General features: G+C 70.4%; 14 protein-coding genes and 1 riboswitch. Of the genes, 5 read left to right on the top strand and 9 right to left on the bottom strand.

Translation table 11 applies throughout. From position 1 onward, the window contains the following. Positions 1–170: 170 nt before the first annotated feature. Positions 171–968: a tyrosine-protein phosphatase gene (locus tag ACFU9P_RS03900; protein ID WP_384077666.1), complete on the bottom strand. Its 798-nt coding sequence runs from the start codon at positions 966–968 to the stop codon at positions 171–173. Between the two features lie 428 nt (positions 969–1396). Continuing rightward, a riboswitch (cyclic di-AMP (ydaO/yuaA leader) is annotated at positions 1397–1590 on the top strand. A 4-nt stretch (positions 1591–1594) separates the two neighbouring features. Between ACFU9P_RS03900 and ACFU9P_RS03895 the strand changes: the two genes are divergently transcribed. The 3 genes from ACFU9P_RS03895 (at position 1595) to ACFU9P_RS03885 (ending at position 4165) form a co-directional block, all read left to right on the top strand. Beyond that, positions 1595–2554, top strand: coding sequence for a peptidoglycan DD-metalloendopeptidase family protein (locus ACFU9P_RS03895; RefSeq protein WP_384077665.1), 960 nt, complete (start codon positions 1595–1597; stop codon positions 2552–2554). Positions 2555–2727: 173 nt separating this feature from the next. Continuing rightward, the gene (locus ACFU9P_RS03890; protein ID WP_217305587.1) at positions 2728–3573 is read left to right on the top strand and encodes an SGNH/GDSL hydrolase family protein; all 846 of its coding nucleotides are present in this window, start codon (positions 2728–2730) and stop codon (positions 3571–3573) included. 196 nt (positions 3574–3769) lie between these two features. After that, on the top strand, positions 3770–4165 hold the full coding sequence (locus tag ACFU9P_RS03885; RefSeq protein ID WP_217305586.1) for a hypothetical protein: 396 nt from the start codon (positions 3770–3772) through the stop codon (positions 4163–4165). Here ACFU9P_RS03885 and ACFU9P_RS03880 read toward each other — a convergent pair. The 5 genes from ACFU9P_RS03880 to ACFU9P_RS03860 all read right to left on the bottom strand — a co-directional run bounded on the left by ACFU9P_RS03880 (position 4135) and on the right by ACFU9P_RS03860 (position 9496). Continuing rightward, positions 4135–5037 (bottom strand): STM4011 family radical SAM protein, encoded by a 903-nt coding sequence (locus ACFU9P_RS03880; protein WP_384077917.1) that lies wholly within the window; start codon positions 5035–5037, stop codon positions 4135–4137. The two genes, ACFU9P_RS03885 and ACFU9P_RS03880, sit on opposite strands and share 31 nt — an antisense overlap. Positions 5038–5108: 71 nt before the next feature. Continuing rightward, positions 5109–6533, bottom strand: a complete 1425-nt coding sequence (locus ACFU9P_RS03875) for an STM4012 family radical SAM protein (protein ID WP_384077664.1) — start codon at positions 6531–6533, stop codon at positions 5109–5111. Beyond that, complete coding sequence (locus tag ACFU9P_RS03870; RefSeq protein WP_384077916.1) at positions 6530–7342, bottom strand: STM4013/SEN3800 family hydrolase; 813 nt, start codon at positions 7340–7342, stop codon at positions 6530–6532. The genes ACFU9P_RS03875 and ACFU9P_RS03870 overlap by 4 nt, the downstream gene beginning before the upstream one ends. A 17-nt stretch (positions 7343–7359) precedes the next feature. Beyond that, positions 7360–8541: an STM4014 family protein gene (locus tag ACFU9P_RS03865; protein WP_384077662.1), complete on the bottom strand. Its 1182-nt coding sequence runs from the start codon at positions 8539–8541 to the stop codon at positions 7360–7362. A gap of 4 nt (positions 8542–8545) precedes the next feature. After that, a complete protein-coding gene (locus ACFU9P_RS03860) occupies positions 8546–9496 on the bottom strand; it encodes an STM4015 family protein (RefSeq protein WP_376374395.1) in 951 nt (316 codons plus the stop codon). A gap of 160 nt (positions 9497–9656) precedes the next feature. Here ACFU9P_RS03860 and ACFU9P_RS03855 point away from each other — a divergent pair, with 160 nt between their 5' ends. Both ACFU9P_RS03855 and ACFU9P_RS03850 read left to right on the top strand, forming a co-directional pair. Beyond that, a complete protein-coding gene (locus tag ACFU9P_RS03855) occupies positions 9657–9995 on the top strand; it encodes a hypothetical protein (protein ID WP_376374398.1) in 339 nt (112 codons plus the stop codon). Positions 9996–10087: 92 nt separating this feature from the next. Beyond that, positions 10088–11098 carry a DUF6745 domain-containing protein gene (locus tag ACFU9P_RS03850; RefSeq protein WP_376374401.1) on the top strand — a complete coding sequence of 337 codons (1011 nt, stop codon included), beginning with the start codon at positions 10088–10090 and terminating at the stop codon, positions 11096–11098. A gap of 214 nt (positions 11099–11312) precedes the next feature. On the opposite strand, the gene ACFU9P_RS03845 is transcribed toward ACFU9P_RS03850, so the two are convergent. The 3 genes from ACFU9P_RS03845 to ACFU9P_RS03835 all read right to left on the bottom strand — a co-directional run bounded on the left by ACFU9P_RS03845 (position 11313) and on the right by ACFU9P_RS03835 (position 14144). Beyond that, entirely contained in the window at positions 11313–12206 is an 894-nt protein-coding gene (locus ACFU9P_RS03845) for a carbohydrate kinase family protein (RefSeq protein ID WP_376374840.1), read from the bottom strand. A gap of 105 nt (positions 12207–12311) precedes the next feature. Then, complete coding sequence (locus tag ACFU9P_RS03840; protein WP_384077659.1) at positions 12312–12932, bottom strand: TetR/AcrR family transcriptional regulator; 621 nt, start codon at positions 12930–12932, stop codon at positions 12312–12314. Positions 12933–12962: 30 nt separating this feature from the next. Continuing rightward, positions 12963–14144: a Glu/Leu/Phe/Val dehydrogenase dimerization domain-containing protein gene (locus ACFU9P_RS03835; protein WP_384077657.1), complete on the bottom strand. Its 1182-nt coding sequence runs from the start codon at positions 14142–14144 to the stop codon at positions 12963–12965. Positions 14145–14266 lie beyond the last annotated feature (122 nt).

Here is a 14266-nt window from a genome sequence, read left to right as displayed (position 1 = left end):
TCGTTTGAGGAAGAGGGGGGGCGATGAGGGGGGTTCCTCCCCCTCTCGCGTTCTCCCGTCCCCCACCCCCCCCCCCCCCCCACCCACCGCGGGTACGGGCGGGGCCTTGGGATTGATCCAGTCGATCCCGTCGATCCAGTGGATTCAGTCGACCCAGCTGATCCAGTGATCTAGTCGAGAAGGCGGGTGCGCAGCCGTTCACGTGTCTCGGGTGAGACTCCCAGCCCCTCGGCGAGATACGCCTCGGTGCCGCCCCAGGTCTTCTCGATCGTCTCGAAGGCCGTGGCGAGATACTCGGCGCGCGCGTCGAAGAGCGGACTGAGCAGCTCCATCACCTCGCCCGACATCCCTTCGGGGGCGTTGTCGCTGCGCCGGACCGGATACCTGCGGTGCGGGTCGTTCGACTTCAGATAGTCGGCCTCGATCGCCTCGGGCTCCACCCCGACCGCGAGCAGGGCCACCGCGATGGAGAGACCGGCCCGGTCCTTGCCCGCCGCGCAGTGCATCAGCGCGGGCATGCTGTCCTCGGCCAGGGCGTGCAGGACCCGGCTGTGCTCGGCCGTACGGTCCGTGATGATCGAACGGTACGAGCCGGTCATCCGGGCCGCGGCCCTGCCGTCCGCGAGGAGCGAGCGGAGCTGGTCGAGATCGCCGTCCCTGACCATCCGCCAGAACTCGGCGCCGTCGGCCGGGTCGGTGAGCGGGATGTTCACATTCCGTACCCCGGGCAGCTCCACATCCGCGCCGTCGAGCTTCAGATCGGCGGCATTGCGGAAGTCGAAGATCGTGTGGAGGCCCAGGGAGGCGAGAAAGGCCGCGTCGGCCGCGGTGGCGTTGGCGAGATGTCCGCTGCGGAAGAGTCTTCCCGTCCTTATCCGCCTGCCGTCCGTGGTGGGCAGCCCGCCGACATCACGGAAGTTGCGCACGCCGGCCAGCTCGGGCTCTGTCGACGGGACCTGCTGCGTCACGGCCTGCTCCTCCGTGTCCGATGCCGGCGCGGCTCGCCGGCAATGTCGACCTCTGACCCTACGACATCTGTTCCCAGGGCAATCAGTTCGACTGTCGGGATTCAGGCGGGACTATTCGGACATTGCATGCCACACTGCTCGGCCGTGAATATCGGTCAAATATTGATCTGTCCGTATTGGGTGATTCTGTATGGCCTGTCCTGTTCACGGATGAGATGGGAACCCGTCCGTGAGCAGGATCATATCCGTGACGTTCCGTGGCGGCTCTCCGTACCGGATCTCCCCGTCCGGAGCGGGAATTGGCGGCCTCGGTCCACACAGGGTGACCGGTAATGCCGGGATAAATGCGAGGAAGTTCAGAAGAAGTTCAGTCGGGGGAATAGAAATGCTTGTTCCGCTCGTCCGGCTCGCTTAAATTCACCCTCACTCCGAGTGGAACGCCGAATCCTGCCGCCGCTCGGAATTCGCATCCGACCAGCACCGCGTGGCAGGAGCGGGGGAACCAGGTAGTACGCCGCTCCGGAAACTCCGGAACGGCTCGGGGTGAAGTCGCGCACCATACGCGACCGGGCATCTCCAGTCCGAACCCGACAGCTCACCTCGCAGGCGCCGGAGAGGAATTCGCCATGCCCGCGAAGGGTAAGCACCGCCGTCCCAAGGCCAACAACCCGGTATCGCGCGGATTCATAGCCGCCGGCACCGGCGGAGCCGCCATCGCACTTCCGCTCATAGGCGCCACCGGCGCCCACGCCGCCGAGAAGGCCGCGCCCGCCGCCGCGCCCCAGGCCGCCCCCGAGCACCAGCTCTCCGCGGAGCAGTCCGCGCATTCCACCGCGAAGAAGGCCGCCGACAAGAAGTCCCGCCACAAGACGCGGATCTACACCGTGGTCGCGGGCGACTATCTGTCCAAGATCGCCACCGAACAGCATGTCCACGGCGGCTGGCGGACGCTGTACGCGGACAACCGCAAGGCCGTGGGTCCCGACCCGTCGCTGATCCACCCCGGGCTGAAGCTGACCATCAAGGCCAGGGGCGGGCACCACGCCAAGCCCGAGGCCCCGGCGAAGCCGTCCGACTCCTCCGACAGCGGTTCCTCGGACCCGTCCACCACCACGCCGGCGGACGACAATTCCGGATCGGCGCCCGCGCCCTCGGACTCGCCGGACCAGAGCAGCGGCTCCGGCTTCACCGCGCCCGTCGACGACGCCCAGATCGGCACTCCGTACCACGCGTCCGGCAGTTCCTGGGCCAGCGGCTACCACACCGGTGTGGACTTCCTCGTTCCCTCGGGCACCGAGGTGAAGGCGGTCGGCGCGGGTACGGTCGTGACGGCGGACTGGGGCGGCTCGTACGGCAACGAGGTCGTCATCCAGCACAGCGACGGTCACTACTCGCAGTACGCCCATCTGTCCTCCATCTCCGTCTCCGAGGGCGACACGGTCAGCGAGGGCCAGCAGATCGGCCTCTCCGGTGCCACCGGCAATGTCACCGGTCCGCACCTGCACTTCGAGATCCGTACCGGACCGGACTACGGTTCGGACATCGACCCGCTGGCGTACCTCCGCGACCAGGGTGTCGACATCTGAGCGGCGAAGTCGTAGCTTCTTCCTCTGCCCGGCGCTTCTGTGCCGGGCAGAGGCCGTTGGGCCGTCGGGCCTATTCCCGGTTGGCCGAAAATTGACCGATGGCATATCTCACCAGCCGTCAAGCCCTCCCTACGGTCGCGTAGGCCACATCTGCGGGTGAAAGATATGCTGCTGTGGCAGACGATTCGAGATCAAGAAGAAGAGGCGTATTCGGGTCGTACACGTCGTACACGGCGGTCGGTGACAGCTTCACGGAGGGCGTGGGCGATCCGGGACCCGACGGACGGTATGTCGGCTGGGCGGACCGGCTGGCGGTGCTGCTGGCCGACCGGCTGGCGGACGGGGCGGCGTTCTCCGGGGACGCGCCGGACACCGTGCACGGGGACTTCCGGTACGCGAATCTCGCCGTACGCGGCCGGCTCCTGGACCAGATCGTCGACGAGCAGCTCCCCCGGGCGAAGGAACTCGCCCCCGACCTGGTGACCTTCTGCGCGGGCGGCAATGACATCATCCGGCCCGGCACCGACCCGGACGATGTGGCCGAGCGCTTCGAGAGGGCCGTCGCCGATCTCACCGGGGCCGTCGGCACGGTCATGGTGACGACCGGCTTCGACACCCGGGGCGTTCCCGTACTCCGGCATCTGCGCGGCAAGATCGCCACGTACACCGCTCATGTACGGGCCATCGCCGACCGCTACGACTGTCCGGTGCTCGATCTCTGGTCCCTCAAGTCCGTCCAGGACAGGCGGGCTTGGGACGACGACCGGCTGCATCTGTCGCCCGAGGGGCACACCCGGGTCGCACTGCGTGCCGCGCAGGTGCTCGGTCTCGACGTACCCGCCGATCCGGACCAGGCGTGGCCGCCGCAGCCGCCGCGCGGCGCGTTCGAGGTGCGGCGGGACGACATCAACTGGGCACGCGAGTATCTGGTGCCCTGGATCGGACGCCGACTGCGCGGGGAGTCCTCGGGTGACCATGTGGAGGCCAAGCGTCCGGATCTGCTGCCGCTGAGGCAGTGACGGCGGAGTCAGGGGGATGACGTCGGATTTGACCCCGAGTTCCGGTTCGGAATGATTTTCACTCATCAGGATGGACCGGGCGGCGTTGGCGCATGGGCCGCTCCCGCCATGGCGATAACCGAGCCGAAGGGGCCCTCCGGCGCGGCGTCGGCCGGGGGAGAGTCCGACAACGGCGCTGTGGGTTCAGGGGGTTCCGATGGCGGACAACGGCAGTGCGAGGCTTGCGGCGGGGGCGGTCACCTTCGTCACCGCCAATGAGGATCGCGACCACGACACCGGGATCAATATTTCGGTGAGGACACCGGACGGCGTGGAGGCCGCCTCCATCTCCGTGCCGTTCGGCCAGTTCAAGGACGGGACGACGGCGGGGCCCTACCCCCTCGATGTGCTCACGGAGACCACGAAGGACGGACTCTCCAACGGGACCGCGACGGTCACCATCCATCCCAACGGGGACGACACCTGGCGGTTCGACATGCGGCTGAGGCTGCGGTTCACCGACAACACGCATCTCTCGGTCAGCGCCGAGAACATCGAGCTGAACGACGACCGGAACACCACTCAGATCTCACTCGGGGGCCCGCCGAACTGAGACCGGCCCGGGGTATGGGGGATCCGCTCCGGGGCGCTTGGGATCCGTTCCAGTACTCCGCCCGCGAAGACGTCGTACAACGGCAGTGTCTCCAGATGCACATAGCCGATATGGCAGTCGCACATCATCAGGGGGCACGGCCGGGGTGCGAGCGCCTGGCGGTACGAACCGTCGTACAGGTTGCCCAGTTCGGTACGGACGAAGTGGCAGCGCCGTACGGTCCCCTCGCCGTCCACCGAGATCACCGACTCGCCGGTGCGGCAGGGCAGTCCGGCCGAGGGATGGGGGCGGCGGCTGTACGGGAAGAGGGGGTCGAGATCCGTCCACCGGGCGGCCTCCTCGTCCGTATAGCCGTGCCCCTCGGCCGCGTTGATCCAGAGGTAGATGTGCGCGGGCAGTTCGGCGCGCAGCCTGCGGGCGAGCTCCAGATGGTCGGGGAGGCCGACGACGCCCACGCTGAACCGGACGGAACGGTCCGCCAGCTCATGGCACTTGGTGAGGAAGCGGTCGTACGGAGTCTGGCCCGGGTGGTAGGTGCACCACAGCGCCAGCTTCTCCGGGTCCGCACCGGCCAGCCAGTCGGTGCGGAAGCTGAGGTTCGTCTGGATGGCCACCCGGCGGACCTGCGGCAGATGCGACAGCTTGGTGAGGGCACGCCGGTACCAGGAGCGGACCAGCCCCTCGCCCCAGGGGGTGAACAGCACGGACAGCCGGTCGTTCCGCTGCTCCGACACCCACGCGGCGAACCGCTCCAGCGCCTCCCGGTCGGCGCGGAGCTGCTCACGGCTGTCGCGCCGCTTGGCGAACGGGCAGTACGGACAGTCGTAGTCGCAGGAGGCGAGGGGACCGCGGTAGAGGATGGTCAGGTCCATGGGGGCCTCGGGCGGCTCGGGGGCCGTCGGCCGTATGACATGCAGGGGCTTTTCGGGGTCCACGGGGCGGCTCACTTCACTTCGTACTCGGCCATCGCGGCCCGTACGGCGGGGGAGAAGAGCGCGGGGCCCAGGGCGTCCGAGTACGCGAGACCTTCCGGCGAGAGCCGCAGCAGCCCGGGGTCCGCGCCGGTGTCCAGCCAGCCGAGATCCGCGAACCTGTCCAGCTCGGCCGGGAAGTCCTCGGCGGGTGCCGTGCCGAACCGTTCGCGGTAGTCGGCCATGTCCATGCCCTGGGCCTGGAGGAGCGACTGGAGCAGATGGCGGCGCCGTGCCTCGTCCGCGTCGATCCGGCGGCCGACCTCCGCGCGGGAGAAGTCCTCCGTCGCCGTATAGGTGTCGATGATGGTCCGTATCTGGCGCATGTCGACCGCGTAGTCGAAGGAGTAGTGGAGCCCCGAGGTGTACGAACGGGCCCCGCAGCCCAGACCGATCATGCCGTCGGTCTGGCACGCGTAGTCATCGGTCCGCGGGGAGCGGTCGGCCGAAGCGCTGTTGGCCGGGGCGCTGTTGGCCCACGTGCCGTCGGCCCGGCTGCCGGAGAGGCTGTCCGGGCGGCTGAACATCCGCATGGACACCTGCTCGTACCCTTCGGCGAGCAGCAGGTCACGGCCCTGCCGGTAGAGACTCAGCCGCTGTGCGTCCCACGCGGCGTCGCCGCCCGCGCCGAGCCGGTCGAGACCGGTGAGCGGCCGTATGTAAAGGGGGTAGAGATACAGCTCCTCGGGCCGCCAGGCGAGCGCCGCGTCCAGCGATTGTCGCCAGGTCCGCTCGGTCTGGCCGTCGATGCCGTAGATCAGATCGATGTTGAGGACCGGGATCCGGGCGTCGCGGATGCGGCCGAGCGCGGCCTCGACCTCGGCGCGGCGCTGCGGGCGTACGGCGGCGCGCGCCTCCGCGTCGACGAAGCTCTGGACGCCGATGCTCAGCCGGGTGGTGCCTCGGTCGGCGAGTACGGCCAGCCGGTCGGCGGTCGCCGTCGCGGGGGAGGTCTCCACGGAGAGCGGGACGGACCGCAGATCGGCGCCCATCCGCTTCTCGGCGATGTCGCACAGCCGGTCCAGCTCCCCGGCGTCGAGGAAGGTGGGGGTGCCCCCGCCGAAGGCCGCGGCCGCGAACCGTACCGGCTCGGCGCCTCCCTGACCGGGACCGGTGAGCGCGTCGCGTACGGCGGTCGCCTGCCGGTCGAGCGCGTCGAGATAGCGGGTTGTCAGCTCGTCGGGGGCGCCGATCCGGGTGAAGAGATTGCAGAAGCCGCAGCGGACCTCGCAGAACGGTATGTGCAGATAGAGGGAGAGGGCGTCCTTGCGCTCACCGGCCCACAGCTCACGCAGAGCGGGCCGGTCGGGCAGGGGACGGTAGGCCGTCTTGTGCGGATAGGCGTAGACGTAACTCTCGTACGGGCGTGGCGCGGTGACGCCGGTGGTGCTGCTCATGGGGTGCCCCCGTGCTCCAGGAAGAAATGGGCGTACGGCACGGTCCAGACGGCCTCATGTCCCAGCCGGTGTCCGGTCCAGCCGTCGTCGCCATAGGTCGTGCCATGGTCGGAACAGACGATCGTGAAGCAGCGGCGGCGGCTGCTCGCGGCGGCGAACAGCCGACCGATGTGCCGGTCGACATATTCGAGAGCGGCGGCGTGCGAGGCCCAGGAGTCGCCCGCTTCCCGGGTGGCACCGGGCAGATGGAACCAGTTGGGCTGATGCAATGCCGACACATTGACGAAGAGGAACAGCCGTCGGTCGGGCTCCAGGCCGGCGACGACTTTCTCCGCGCGGGCGATCTGCGCTTCGAAGGACTCGGGGGAGGTCACCCCGAACTCCGGCTCCCAGTGGCTCTCCTGGAACAGCCCGGGCAGTACGGAGCCGAGTGCGCCGCGCCGATTGAAGAAGCCGACCCCGCCGACGCACACCGTGTGATAGCCGGCCGCCGCAAGGCCCGAGACCAGATCGGGGGTGTCGAAGACAAACGTCCGGTCGGCCGTGGTCTCGCTGCCCCCGAAGCGCGCCGCGAACAGGCGGGGATGGCTGCCCGGTACGGCGGGGGTGGGCAGAAACCCGGCGAAGATCGCCTGGTGCGAGGCATAGGTGAAGCTGCCGGGCGCGTGCCGCTTCTCCCAGCGCCCGCCCGGGAGATGGCGGGCGAGACGCGGGATCCGGCCCGCCGAGGCGAGTTCCCGCGCGACATCGAAGCGCAGGGTGTCGAGGGTGACGAGCAGCAGATCGTCCCGCCCCACCACCTCGTTCATATCGGGGATCGCGGCGGTCATCTCAGCCGCGTCTCAGATGTGGGCATGGTCGTTTCTCGGTCATTTCTCTCCTTGGCCGTCCGGTGTGCCGTCCGGGGTCCCGTACGGGCGGGCAAGGCGGCGAGCTGGGCCGCGTAGGTGTCCAGGCCCTCGGCGCCACGGCCCGCCAGTCCGGTGAGACCGGGCAGCAGATCGCCGAAGGCGTTGACCTCGCAGACCGCGAACCGCCGCCACCCCCGGGCGGGCAGCAGATCGACGCCGACACAGTGAGTGTCCGGGAAACAGGCCGCCGCCTCCTCGCAGACGGCGAGGGCCGAGGCCCAGCTTCCGCCCGCCGCTCGAATCGCGGCGCGGGCCGCGTCGAGATCCCCTCGCTGCCCGCCGAGATGCAGATTGGTCATGGGGGAGGCGCTCGTCCGCAGGACGGCGTGGGTGGCGCGGCCCGCGACGACCACCACCCGCAGATCCGCCGACCGGCCCTCCTGTGCCGCCTTGGGCACCCACTGCTCGATATGCAGCCCGTCGGGCGCGAGGGTGTCCACGATCGCGGCCACCTCGCGCTCGGTCGTATAACGGCGCACCCGCAGCGAGTTGAACAGCCGGCCCGCGCTGTCGCGCTCGACGGAGGTGGTGGCGCGCACCCGCCCGGGACCTGCCGTCTCGACGGCCAGGACCCCGGACGCCGACGACCCGTGGGCGAGCTTGACGAACGCCCGGCGCAGTCCCGCTCCGGCCATCAGGGACCGTATGTCGTCCCAGCCGGACACGGCCGGGGCAGCCGGGCCCGAGGTGGGCGAGACGGGGACCGGCACCCCCGCTTCGTCCAGCAGCCCATGGCAGAGCCGTTTGTCGAAGAGGACCGCCAACTCGCCCGGCGCGTCGAGCAGTTCGGCCCCGGCGGCGGAGGCGGTCCGGGCCACCTCCCGTGCGGCGGCCATGAACCGCTCGTACCAGCGCCCGCTGCCCTCGACCCTGGTGGGGTCGTCCGTACCGCGCAGGAGCAGGTCCACCTCGGGGTCCTCGCCGGGCGAGTCGATCCGTACGGTCTCCCCGGCCCCGAACTCCGCCCGGCCGCGCAGCACATCGAGCCAGGCCACCTCGCGGGCGGCTGGCAGCCCGGCGGCCCGCACGGCGTCCTGGAACAGGGACATGCGGCGGTTGCCGGGATTCCCTACGACGGCCAGGGTCAGGGGCGGCATCGGATCACTCCGAGACCGCGATGTACCGGAAGTCCGGAACGTCCTCGACCCAGTCGATGTCCCCCTGTTCGGCAACGACCTCGACGCCGGACGCGCCGAGCGTGGCGAGGACGCGCTCGCGCATCGTCTCGCCCATGTAGTTGTGCTGCAGATCGAGCTTCTTGAGATGGGTGAGCGGCTGGCCCGAGAGCAGTGCCTCGACGCCTTCGTCGCCGAGGGTGCCCATCGACAGATCGAGGACCTCAAGGCCCGCGACGACCGGGGCGCTCGCCATCGCGACGGCTATCTCGTCCTGTATCTCGCTGTTGCGCAGAGCGAGATGGCGGAGCTTGGGGAGGCGTGAACCCGCCAGGATCGGTGCCAGGTCGCCCACTTCGCTGTTCGCGCCGTAATTGTCGGCACCGAGCCAGATGTCGAGATGCTCCAGCGCCGGCAGGTCGCTCGCGCCGACGGCCCGCACCACCTCGGCGTCCAGACCGCCCGTCTCGATGATGAGCGAACGCAGCCGCTCATGGCGGAAGGGGGTGAAGCGCAGCTCCTGGCCGCCCCGGACGCCGAATTCGAGCAGCTCCGGGAAGGCGTCGAGCAGCGGGTTCACCTCGCCCTGGTTGATCCAGGAGATCTCGCACTCCTCCACGACGATGTCGCCGAGGAACAGCGCGCGCAGCGCGGGCAGCCGGTCGCGCGCCTCCACCAGGGCAGATATCACTCCCTCCGGGCCCGACTCGTACGAATCGCTCCAGGAACCCACGATCAGCGCCCTGACCTCGGTGCTGTCCACGGCCTCGGTGAAGCGGGCGAAGGCCTCCTCCCACTGCTCCGTCGAGTCGTACGCCTCGACAGCGATCCGCCAGGCCACGGAGGCCGGGGCCGGAAGCTCCGCCTTCGCGCCGGCGGAGGGGAAGTCGAACGCGGGCAGGCCGTACAGCTCCTGCAAATGGTTCGAAATGGTCATGGCGGATGCTCCAGACACCGGTGACGTAGATCGGCTGATGTGGAGCAGTTCTACCAAGCGGCACTGACAACGCCGGTCGCCGGGGCGGGATTGTCAGACCCCCCGTCTAGCGTCGTTCTCAGGTTCGGCGCACTCGGCGCCGCCGGTGGAGGGGAGAGCCATGTTCCGGCAGGGAGATGTACTGATCATGCCCGTCGCGGAGGAGTCGGTGCCGTCTCATCTCATGGACGCGGGGCGGGTGTCGGGCGAGCCGCGGGACGCGCGGGGGCGGCTGGTCCTGGCGCTCGGCGAGGTCACCGGCCATGCCCACGCGGTGACCGGACCCGGCCGGCTGATCCGTGAGCCGGGCGGCGCGGCCGGGCCGATGTATCTCCATCTCCCGGACGGCGGGCGGGTGGTGCACGAGGAGCACGCGGCGATACCGCTGCCCAAGGGGTGGTTCCGGGTGGTGCGCCAGCGGGAGTACCTGCCGGGCGCGGTGCGTGTGGTCGCGGACTGAGCGGACCGCCCGGGGCGGTGTCGGTGCCGCCGCGGATACGGGCGCGGGTGTGCGGAGCAGGGACAGGAACGACAGGGGACGGGGAATCGGACATGAGTGGAATGGACACGTGGCGGGCCGTCGCGGCGGCCACGGGGGAGACGGACCGGCCGGCGGCCGAGCGCGGGGTACGGCTCGCCTACCGCAGGGCGGGCCTCGAAGAGCCCGAGCGGATCATCTGGGCCGGATCGCCGCTGGCCGGGGCGGAGCTGGCACGGTCGCTCGACGACGCGGGGCGGTCGGTGCGCGACGAGGTGCGCACCCATCCCTGGGCCGAGGAGCGGCGCAGGCTGCACGACGCGCTGGGACCGGCGGGCTGGGCCGAGCACTGGAGCGCCACCGGCGCACAGCTCTGGGACACCGGCCGGGCGCTCGCGGAGCGGATAAGGACCGGGGTGGTGGAGGCACTCATCGGCGAGCCGGCCAAGCCCGCGGAGGCGGCCGGGATCCGTGCGGTGCTGCTCGACGCGGTGCTCGGACAGCACGACGCGGCCTGGCTCGCGGCTTTCGACGGCCGCAGTGAGCGCCTTGAGGGACTCGCCGAGGTAGCGCGGCACGCGGGCTGGTGGTGGCCGTACGAACGCGCGGTGGTGATATGCGAACGCCCCGCGGAACTTCACCGCGACGAGGCGGGCAGGCTCGACCGCGGCGACGGCCCGGCGCTGGCCTACCCGGACGGCTTCGCGCTGTACGCCTGGCGTGGAATGCCGGTTCCCGCCGGGTTCCTGAGCGAGCTGGCGTCCCTCACCCCGGAGCGGATCCGCGACGAGGCCAACGCCGAGCTGCGCCGGGTGATGCTGGAGTACTACGGCTACGACCGCTATCTGAGCGAGTCGGGGGCGCGGCCCGTCCACCGGGACGAGACGGGTGTGCTGTGGCGGATCGCGCTCGACGGGGACGAGGACATAGCGATGGTCGAGGTGGTCAACTCCACTCCGGAGCCGGACGGTACGTACCGTACGTACTGGCTGCGGGTCCCGCCCACGACCAGGACGGCGAAGCAGGGTGTCGCCTGGACGTTCGGACTCGAAGTGGGGGAGTACGAGCCGATACGCCAGACCTGAGCAGTGCCCCGGCCCGCCGGGCGGGCGGGGCGACCGGGCCGGGGCAGGAGCGGGCACGAGCGCCGGCGGGCCCCGGACTTCTCAGCCCGGAGCCCGGCGCGGCGGATCGCTCAGGCCCGGTCGGCCAGGCCAGGACCGCTCCGGGCCCGCACCGCCCGGGCCCGCACCGCCCGGGCCCGGACTGCTCAGGTCTCGACAGTCCGGGCAGGAGCGCTTACTTGCGGAGGGTCTTGAGCTTGCTGGTGTCCAGGGCCTCCGGGCCGATCAGCGCCTCGTTGCCCCCGCTCGTACAGGCGTAGGCACCCGCCACCGCGCCCATCCGGGCGCAGGCTTCGAGGTCCAGTCCGGCCAGCCGTCCGTACAGGAAACCGCAGACGTACGCGTCGCCCGCACCGTTGGAGTCCACCACCGGCGCGGGCGGGATGGTCGCGGGGACCGGGCGCGGGGTGCGGCTGCCCTGACGGGTCATCAGATACGAGCCGCCCGCGCCGGCCGTCGCGATCACCGCTTCGGCCCGGCCCTCGCGCAGGATCTCCCGCATCACCGAGGCGATCCGCTCACCGGCCCCGGCCGCGCTGAGGAACACCAGATCGGACCGGAGGGCGAACTCCCTTTGGTAGTCGCTGAGTCCGTCCCAGTCGTGCAGATCGGTCGAGGCGGGGACCCCGAGCGACTCGATGTCGTCGTAGAGAAAACGAGCGAAGTTGGTGATCGACAGATGGACATGCCGGGCTCGCCGGAGGTGGGGCAGGTAGAAGTCGCGCGGCATCCGCAGATCTGCCGGGTCCCGGCCGTCGTAGAACGACATCCGGCGGCCCGTCTTCTCCACCAGATTGACCGCGCGCCGGGTGCCCGCGGGGGAGATCAGCACCTCGAAGTCCACACCGCCCTTCGTGAGCCGCTCGCGGACCTGACCACCCGTCCAGTCGTCCCCTATGAAGTCGAGGAATTTGACGTCCAGTCCGAGCGCCCGGCAGCCGAGCGCCACATTGCCGCCGGTGTGGCCGGGCCATTCGCGGATCGGCCCGACTCCGACCGAGTCCGCGAGCGGAACCGGCAGCGAGTCCACCCGGACGACGGTGTCCACCCCGCTGCCCCCGACGACCAGCACATCATGGCCGGGCTGATCGGTCGGATCGGTCTGCTGCTGTGCCACAGTCTTCCGTCTCCCTGTGTGGTTCCGGATGTCCGGCGGCGCCGGTCCGGCCGCCGGTTACTTCCCGGGCCTGTCGAACGCCGCGCGTTCGACGCCCAGTTCGCGGGCGAGCGCCTCGTCCGCCCACTCCAGCATGGTGGTGCGTGGCAGCGACCCCGCGTACGACGTCATCTGAACCGCGAGTCCGTCCAGCATGGCCGTCAGCCGTCCCGCCGCCGACACCGGGTCCGCGCAGTCGAATTCGCCCGCCGCCGTGCCCTCGGCGACGACCTGGGCGAGGGCCGTCTTCCACTGCCGGTCGAGATCGAGCGCCACCTCGCGCAGCGCGGGCTCGCGCAGCGCCGCCGCCCATCCCTCGATCCACAGCCGCCAGCCCTTGGCGTCGCCGGTCGGCGCGTACCAGCGGACCGCGCCGTGCAGCCGCTCCAGCGCGCTCGCACGCCGGCCGAGCAGCGCGCGCAGCCGGGCCAGATCGTCCTGCGCGGCATGCGCGAAGGCCGCCGCGACCAGCTTCTCCTTGGTCGAGAAGTGATAGAGCACCAGTGCGCTGCTGACACCGAGCGCGGCTGCGACATCGGCGATCCGCAGGGCCGCCACCCCGCGTGCCTCGATCTGTCCGACGGCGGCCCGCAGCAACTCCTCGCGCCGCTCCGCCACACCCAGCCGCACCCTCGCCACACGGTCCACCCTATCGATCTTCCGGGGCCCTCACCGGTACCAGCCGTATCGCTGTGTGATGATCTGGAGGCGGTCTGTGGCCATGGTGTGGGCGGCGGCGCGGGGAGTGGTGCGGTCGGTTCCGGCGCGGGTCAGCATGGTGCCGACCAGAGTGCGCATCGCGCGGCGGATATGGGCGAAGGCCTCTTCCGCGTGCGGGCCCATGTCGCCGAAGAGGGTCCACCACCACCAGGCGTTGGTCGCCGAGTTGACGACGACATCGGGCAGGACGGTGACACCGCGCGCGGTCAGCAGCTCCTCCGCTTCGGGCCGTACGGGCATGTTCGCCGCCTCGACGATCCAACGGGCGTTGATCGCGGCCTGGTTGCCGGTGTCGACGGCGTACGAGACGGCCGCGGGCACCAGTACCTCCGCGTCGGCGGAGAGCCAGGCGTCGCCCGGCAGTTCCAGATCGCCGGGGCGGAGCGCGGCGCGGTCGACCGTGCCGTACGGATCCCGGGCGGCGAGCAGGGATTCGATGTCCAGGCCGTCCGGGTGCGCGATGGTGCCCTTGATGTCGGCCACGGCGACGATCCTCAGCCCCGCCCGGGACAGGAAGCGGGCCGTCGCGCCGCCCATCGTGCCGAGCCCCTGGACGCTGACACGGGTCCCCTCGTATGCGGTCCCCGCCCGGTCGAGCGCGGTGAGCATCGATTCGGCGACCCCGCAGCCGCCCACGAGCGCGTCCAGACCGATGCCGTCGACGCGCACCGCGAAGGCGTCGGCGAGGCGCTGTCTGGCCGCCCGCTCGTCGTCGAGCAGCGGATGGACCGCCTGGATCGTGGAGACGAGACCGACCTCGGCGGCGGCCCTGTCCACGGTGTCCTGGGTCAGTCCCAGATCCTCGCCCATGGTCCAGAAGCTCTCGATGTACGGGCGCATCGCGCGCAGATACCGGACGAGCACGCCATACGCGTCGGGGTCACGCGGATCGCAGTCGATACCGCCCTTGGCGCCGCCGAGGGGGACATACCGTACGGTCGGGTCGTCCGCGTCGAAGTGCAGGGCCTCCTTCATCGTCATGCCACGGGCCAGACCGGTCACCTCCTCCAGCGAACACCCCGGGCGCATGCGCAGCCCGCCGCTGGCGACCCCTCGTACCAGCCGGTCCACGACCAGGAAACCCCGCCGGCCGGTGACATGGTCCGTCCAGGTGAGCGACAGCAGCGGCATCGGGCGGTCTCCTTGCCGTACAGGTGAGCGAATGGCCAACTGAACCGTCAGTCAGTATTGGGACGGGGTGCCGCCCTTGTCAAAAGGGGCGTTCCGTCTCATCGCCCCGGACCGGGCCGAGT

Origin of the sequence: Streptomyces sp. NPDC057617, from assembly GCF_042800555.1 — a bacterium.
Lineage (GTDB): Bacteria > Actinomycetota > Actinomycetes > Streptomycetales > Streptomycetaceae > Streptomyces.
This window is presented reverse-complemented; position numbering and strand designations above follow the sequence as displayed.